The organism is Enterococcus sp. NPDC086594, from assembly GCF_044746145.1.
GTDB lineage: Bacteria > Bacillota > Bacilli > Lactobacillales > Enterococcaceae > Enterococcus_D > Enterococcus_D entomosocium.
This window is the reverse complement of the sequence record NZ_JBIVBP010000009.1, coordinates 110,782-117,012: the sequence shown is the minus strand read 5'-3', so window position 1 is coordinate 117,012 and position 6,231 is coordinate 110,782. Positions and strand designations below refer to the sequence as shown.

General features: G+C 44.3%; 4 protein-coding genes. All 4 read right to left on the bottom strand.

Going from position 1 to position 6,231, the window contains the following annotated elements:
• Positions 1–480 precede the first annotated feature (480 nt).
• The 4 genes from lysS to ftsH all read right to left on the bottom strand — a co-directional run bounded on the left by lysS (position 481) and on the right by ftsH (position 6,217).
• Positions 481–1,974, bottom strand: coding sequence for a lysine--tRNA ligase (gene lysS, locus ACIPK1_RS13210; RefSeq protein ID WP_005230758.1), 1,494 nt, complete (start codon positions 1,972–1,974; stop codon positions 481–483).
• A gap of 96 nt (positions 1,975–2,070) precedes the next feature.
• The gene (dusB, locus tag ACIPK1_RS13205; RefSeq protein WP_005233357.1) at positions 2,071–3,084 is read right to left on the bottom strand and encodes a tRNA dihydrouridine synthase DusB; all 1,014 of its coding nucleotides are present in this window, start codon (positions 3,082–3,084) and stop codon (positions 2,071–2,073) included.
• Complete coding sequence (gene hslO / locus ACIPK1_RS13200) at positions 3,085–3,966, bottom strand: Hsp33 family molecular chaperone HslO (RefSeq protein ID WP_005233356.1); 882 nt, start codon at positions 3,964–3,966, stop codon at positions 3,085–3,087.
• A 142-nt stretch (positions 3,967–4,108) separates the two neighbouring features.
• A complete protein-coding gene (gene ftsH / locus ACIPK1_RS13195; protein WP_005233354.1) occupies positions 4,109–6,217 on the bottom strand; it encodes an ATP-dependent zinc metalloprotease FtsH in 2,109 nt (702 codons plus the stop codon).
• Positions 6,218–6,231 lie beyond the last annotated feature (14 nt).

Genomic DNA, 6,231 nt, shown 5'->3' with positions numbered 1-6,231 from the left:
TTGATTGTCAACTCTTTTTTAAAAGTTTTTTTCGCTCGTTGTTTTTCAACTTCGCAGCGGCTGTCTCAGCGACTTCATTAGAATAACAAATGATTTGTTATTTGTCAACAACTTTTTTTAATTAATTTTGTTGATGTATCAACGTCGATTAACTATTTTAAAATTGCGACTTCGTTATAATATCATCTGTCGAGCTGTGCGTCAACCACTTTTTTCAATTCTTTTTACGAATTCATTTCAGTCATTTGGCACATGTAATAATATACCAACTAAATCCCTTGCGGTCAATCATTTTCTATGGCTTTTTTTAATTTTTACAAACCCGTCTAATCACATTGAATCCAGCTTTTATCGTTCGCATTTAATCCGTTTTCTAGCAATTACCCTGGCTTTTTCCCCTCTAATTCCTCACTGTTTTTCTCCCTGATCCAGCAGACAAGAAAAAAAGCCGCCCATCTCTTGCGAGTGGACGGAGCTTTTTTATCTCATTGTCGGGAATAACAAAACGTCACGAATCGATTGTGCATCGGTCAACAGCATCACTAAGCGGTCGATCCCGATCCCTAATCCACCAGTTGGCGGCATACCGTATTCAAGTGCTTCTAAGAAATCTTCATCCACCCCATGGGCTTCATCATTTCCTGCTTCGCGCTCTTTTTCTTGTCCTTCAAAACGTTCTCTTTGATCGATTGGGTCATTCAATTCCGTGAAGGCATTCGCAAATTCACGACCAACGATAAATAATTCAAAGCGATCCGTAAAGCGTTCATCTTCTGGATTCTTTTTCGCTAATGGCGAAACTTCCACTGGATGACCAAAGACAAAGGTTGGCTGCTGTAACGTTTCTTCAACAAATGTCTCAAAGAATTCATTGATGATATGACCAACAGTCATGGCATCAGTGATTTCAACATGATGTTCTTTCGCTAAACTACGCGCTTCTTCAACGGACATTGGTTGCCAGAAATCAACACCTGTTTGATTTTTGATTGCATCGACCATATGGATTCGTGCAAAGTCGCTAGCTAAATCGACTTCTTGTCCATCGTATTGGATCGTTGCTGTATGCAAGACTTTTTCAGCAGCATTACGGATAATGCCTTCTGTCAAATCCATCACATCTTTGAAATCTGTATATGCTGTATACGCTTCTAGCATCGTAAACTCGGGATTATGGGTCGTATCGATTCCTTCATTTCGGAAAACGCGGCCGATCTCATAGACTTTTTCCATGCCACCCACGATCAATCGTTTCAAGTGAAGCTCAAGTGCGATTCGTAAATACAGATCCATGTCTAAGGCATTGTGGTGTGTAATGAAGGGACGAGCCGCTGCACCACCTGCTTGATTATGCAATACTGGCGTTTCGACTTCGATATATCCATGTCCGTCAAGGTAACGACGAATTTCGCTAATGATTTGGCTTCGTTTCATGAAACGATCAAAGCTCTCTTTATTACTGATCAAATCCAAGTAACGTTGACGGTAGCGTTGTTCTACGTTCGTCAAGCCATGGTATTTGTCTGGCAATGGACGCAATGCTTTGGATAAGATCACGATTTCTTTGGCTTTGATGGTCACTTCGCCAGTGTCGGTCTTCATGATTTCACCAGATACACCAAAGAAATCACCTAGATCTGCATGCTTGAATACTTCGTAAGGTTCGTCCCCGACTTGGTCTTTACGTACATATATTTGAATACGGCCTTCGCGGTCTTGTAAATGCGCAAAACCAGCCTTCCCTTTTCCACGTTTTGTAACGATTCTTCCTGCAATGCTTGCTGAAAGATTCATTTCGGCTAATTCTTCTTTGGTTCTTTGATCAAATAACTCATGTAACTCGGCAGAATTATGGGTGCGTTCGAATCGCTTGCCAAAAGGATCAATGCCTTCTTCCCGTAGTTTTTCCATCTTTTCACGGCGAACCAACATTTGATCATTCAATTCTTCTTGTGTTTGTCGTTCCTCTGTCACGAGTTTTCCTCCATTCTTAACTTGGGTTTCCTTCTTATAATGCCAATGATGACGCAAAAAATCAAGCCGAACTTTCGGATCGACTTGATTTGTTTCTTATTCCTTAAAAGTTGCTACCGGCTGTTTTTCGGTCTTCTCTACAAATGCATCTAATAAATCAAAAATCGTTTGCTTATCTTCTGCTTGATTGATAGCTGCCTTCACTTTGGCTGCCCGTGAAATACCTTTTAAGTAGTACGCAGCATGTTGGCGGAATTCTCGCGAAGCGATTTTTTCCCCTTTTAGATCAGCCAACCGTTCTAAATGAAGTTTCGCTGTCGAAATTTTTTCTCGTGGTGTTGGTTCCGGCAATAACTCGCCTGTCTCCAAGTATTGCTTGGTGCGGTGGATCATCCACGGATTGCCTAAGGCTGCCCGTCCGATCATCACTGCATCAGCGCCGACTTCTTCCAACATTCGTTTCGCATCTTCAGGGGTTCTGACATCGCCGTTGCCCATAAAAGGAATGGTGATACTTTGCTTCACTTGTTTCAAAACGTCCCAATCAGCCGATCCTTCATACATCTGTACACGGGTTCTGCCATGCATACCGATTGCTGCGGCACCCGCTGCTTCCGCGGCTTGGGCATTCTCAACCGCAAAGACGTGTTGCTCATCCCAACCGATCCGCATTTTGACGGTAACGGGCTTGTCGATCGCACTGGAAACAGCATGGACCATTTCATAAACCTTGTCGGGATCTAAAAGCCACTTCGCACCAGCTTCTGCTTTGATGATTTTGTTTACAGGACACCCCATATTGATATCAATGATATCGGCAGTTGTGTTCTCTGCGACAAATTGCGCTGCTTCTACTAAGGATGCTTTATTCCCACCAAAAATCTGAATACTAAGAGGATGCTCGGTCTCGTCAATAAACAGCATCTCAAGGGTCTTCTTGTTACGCAGTTGAATCCCTCGATCACTGATCATCTCACAGACGACTAAACCCGCGCCAAATTCTTTGACTGTCACACGAAACGCAGAATTGGTGATCCCTGCCATTGGCGCAACGACGACGCGGTTAGGAATCTCAACCGAGCCGATCTGCCATGTCTGTCTATCTTTCACTTACGCTTCCGCCTCTTTCTTCAACGCCGCCAATTCCGTTTCATCAAAATGATACTTGTTGCCACAAAACGAGCAGACTGCCTCTGCCCCATGATCTTCATCGATCATTGCTTGGATCTCCTCAGCCCCTAAGGTGATGATCGCTGTCGCAAATTTTTCTTTCGTACAATCACAGTGGAACTGGACGGGCATTTTTTCTAGTACTTCGATCGTCGTGTCTGGTAACAATGTCGCTAAGACCTCTTCTGGTGATTGGCCTTCATCGATCAAGGTTGACACTCGAGGCAATTCTCCCAAACGTTTTTCGATGGCATCAATGATCTCTTCACTGGCACCAGGCATGATCTGTAGCATAAATCCACCGGCTGCCCGAATCGAATCATCGGTTTCTACTAATACACTCAGACCAACAGCAGAAGGAATCTGTTCTGACACTGCTAAATAATAAGTAAAGTCTTCCCCAAGTTCCCCAGAGACGATCGGTGTTTGTCCAGAGAAAGGTTCTTTTAGCCCTAAGTCTTTGATTACGGTAAAAATTCCTTGGTCTCCCACTGCGCCCCGAACATCCAATTTTCCTTGAGGATTCAATGGCAGACTGATCTGTGGATTTTTTATGTATCCTTTTACGTCCCCACGGCCATTGCTGTCTACGACGATTGCCCCAGCAGGACCATTTCCTTGAATTTTGACGGTCAATTTGTCTTCCCCTTTTAAGGTACTGCCTAATAACAAACTTCCCACCATCGCTCGCCCTAAAGCAGCAGATGCCGTATTCCATGTTTCATGGCGTCGTTGTGCTTCGGCGATCGTCTCTGTTGCCGATACGGCGTATGCTCGGACGAAGCCGTCATATGCGAGTGCTTTTACTAAATAATCCTTCATCTTGATTCTCCTTTTTATTCATTAATGAATCATACTAGGAAGCGCCGCTTTTTTCAACTGAATGTGTTTGAATTTAAGAAAAGTCTTCTTAAATAGAAACAAAAAGGCGCCGAGTTTCCTCGGCGCCTTGATACGTCTTGTTTTAGGCGTTATCATCTTTGTTTTCTTGATCAGTCGGTTGGCTTTCGCTATTGCGGCGAACGTCTTCCAATTGTTGATCAAAATCGTTTGATGATGCATCTTCGCTGTGTTTTTCTGCAGCTTGCTTCTCTGCATCTTTTTCTTCCAGCGCACGTTTCGCTTCTTCAAACGTTTGGGCTTTTTCACTAGGATACTCAGAGCTTTCAGTCCCTGCAGGCATTTTGCCTTCTTCAAACAAGGATTTGATTGCTTTAGCATCCAATGTTTCATGTTCAAGTAGTTTTTCAGCGATCAATTTGTGTTGGGCACGATGTTCTTCAATGATTTCATGGGCTTTTTGATGGGCATCCATTAAAATCTTGCGAACTTCTTGATCAATTTCAAAGGCAACTTGTTCAGAGTATGCTTTTGTTTGACCGTAATCGCGACCGACAAAGACTTGATGGTTTCCTTCATATTGAACTGGACCTAATTTATCGCTCATTCCATATTCTGTCACCATGCTTCTTGCAAGCGCAGTTGCTTGTTCAAAGTCATTGGAAGCCCCCGTTGATTGCACACCGAAGATGATTTCTTCAGCCGTACGTCCACCTAGCAAGCCAACGATTTGTTCAAACATATCTTCTTTAGTCATCAAGAATTGATCTTCTTTCGGCAAGGCGATCATGTACCCACCAGCTCGCCCCCGAGGAATGATGGTTACTTTGTGTACCACACGGGCACGACTCAAGACTAAACCAACAATGGTATGTCCTGCTTCATGGTAAGCAACCATTTCACGTTCGCGTTTGTTGATGACACGGTCTTTCTTCGCAGGACCAGCGATCACGCGGTCTTCTGCTTCATCGATATCTGAAGCATCGATTTTTTTCTTGTTACGACGAGCAGCAACTAAGGCGGCTTCGTTCAAGACGTTTTCCAGATCCGCACCGGCAAAGCCCGGTGTTTGTTGGGCAACGACTTTCAAATCAACATCATCTGATAAAGGTTTGTTCCGAGCATGAACACGGAGGATTGCTTCACGGCCTTTCACGTCTGGACGACCAACTAAAATCTGACGGTCAAAACGACCTGGACGCAGCAACGCTGGATCTAGAACATCCGAACGGTTCGTTGCGGCAATGACGATCACGCCTTCATTCCCATCAAAACCATCCATCTCAACCAATAATTGGTTCAATGTTTGTTCCCGCTCATCATGTCCGCCACCCATACCGGCACCACGTTGGCGACCGACGGCATCGATTTCATCGATAAAGATGATGGCTGGTGCATTTTTCTTCGCTGTTTCAAATAAGTCACGTACCCGGCTTGCACCGACACCGACAAACATTTCAACGAAATCTGAACCAGAGATCGAGTAAAACGGTACGCCAGCTTCACCGGCAACGGCTTTGGCTAGCAACGTTTTCCCGGTTCCCGGAGGTCCCTCAAGTAAGACACCTGCTGGGATACGGGCACCTAATTCAACGAAACGTCGAGGATCTTTCAAGAATTCCACGACTTCGACAAGTTCTTGTTTTTCTTCTTCTGCACCGGCTACGTCTGAAAAACGTACGCGGTTGGCTTTTTTGTCCGCTTCTTTGGCTTTTGATTTGCCAAAGTTCATCACACGGCCGCCACCGCCACCGCCGCCGCCTTGTTGGCTCATCATCATATAGAAGAAGAAAATGATGATCACAAGTGGTAAGAAGCTAACCAAAAGCGATAACCAAATACCACTGTTGGATTCTTCTTCGATGGTAGTTTTGACCCCTTGTGCTGAGGCCAGACTGGTGACTTCGCTCAGCGTAGAATCATTTGGTAAAATGATCGTTGAAAAGCGGGTCGAACTCGCCTGTGTATTGCCTAAAACAGACAAGCTGTTGTCATTGCTGACAGTTTGTTCTTCATTGTATTCACCCACGATTCGATAAACACCGTTAGCGGGTTGGACAGTAAATTGTTTGACCTTCCCGTCTTTCAGTTGTTCTGTAAACGTGGAGTACTCGATCGTTGGGGTCTGCTGATTGCCATTTCCAAAAATGAAATAAACGACCATGACCATCGCCAACAAGACAAGTACATAATATAAGGTATTTTTTACCATACCGTTATTTTTCTTATTCATGCGTACCTCCCTGG